At 57.5% G+C, this 1,161-nt stretch carries 1 protein-coding gene; it reads right to left on the reverse strand.

Annotation, left to right across the window (positions count from 1 at the left end):
• Nucleotides 1-182: 182 nt before the first annotated feature.
• Complete coding sequence (locus LKE08_RS29135) at nt 183-1,049, reverse strand: class I SAM-dependent methyltransferase (RefSeq protein WP_324707803.1); 867 nt, start codon at nt 1,047-1,049, stop codon at nt 183-185.
• Nucleotides 1,050-1,161: the final 112 nt, after the last annotated feature.

Genomic DNA, 1,161 nt, shown 5'->3' on the forward strand with positions numbered 1-1,161 from the left:
CATTTAGTATCACTGTGATACCAAATTTAGGAACATACAGACAGTTATAAGGCTGGTCAGGGGTGCGCCCCTTATATCCATCCAAGGGGATGGAAGCCATACCGGGAGGTTATTTCAAGCATTTCAGCCTTATTTCATTCCCGAACGAATCGCACCTCATCCATTAGGGTAGCAGTTCGACCTCAAGCCGGGGCGGGAAAACCCCCCGGATTCTCCGCCGCCTCCCATCCGAAATTCACCTCGGGCGCCGGGTCCCGAATCGGTTTCACCCCCAAACTGACTTGGTTCGTCCACCAGACATCCTCCGTCCGCACCGCGCCGAAGCCCGCCGCGCCGAGCCAAGCGTCCACGCTGCCGGCGGCGTAATCTTTCACATAAGGCTCCTCGAAAATCTCCGTCAGCCATTCCGTATGCCGCAAAACCCGCTGATGACCGTCGAGAACCACCACCTGTCCCCCGGCTTTCAGGAGGCGGAAGGCTTCCCGGAGCACGGCCCGGGCGATGTCCGGGGGGGTTTCGTGGAATAGCAGGGCGGCGGATACCAGATCGAAGGATTCCTCGGGAAATCCGGTGCGTTCGGCCAAACCGTGGCGGAATTGGATTTCCATACCTTCCCGCTTGGCTTTGGTTTCCGCCACAGCCAACATCTCGGGCGACAGGTCCAAACCGATGACTTCGGCGGCGGGGAAGGCTTTTTTCAACAGCAGGGTGGTGGAACCGGTGCCGCACCCGAGGTCCAAAATGCGCCGGGGTCGGACGTCGATCGCGTCGATGCCGGCCTGCCGGACCCAAATTTCGCTGGGGGGGAGGGCGTATCGGGTTACGGGGTCGTAGGTGAGGGCGGCGCCTTTGGTCAAATATCCCCCTTCGATGCCGTGGAAATTTTGGCTTTTGTAGTAGTCCGGATAGGTCAGATCGGGGTCGGAGAGGCGATCGCGGGCGGCGTCCCAGTCGATGCTGCGGTCGAGGCGATCGATGGCGTCCCGATCCATCAAAAAGCCGAACACCGGCGAGATAAAGCGCTCGAAAATTGTATCCTGGCGGGGCATAATTGCTGTCCTGATATTGCCGAAATATTGATTAGTTTGATACTCTGCGGGTTAAAACCACGCAGATTCTTAAGTAATCCAAAGCTGGATTCTCAAAGGCATTATCAAAGTG

It is taken from the genome of Lyngbya sp. CCY1209, from assembly GCF_035615495.1.
Lineage (GTDB): Bacteria > Cyanobacteriota > Cyanobacteriia > Cyanobacteriales > Microcoleaceae > Limnospira.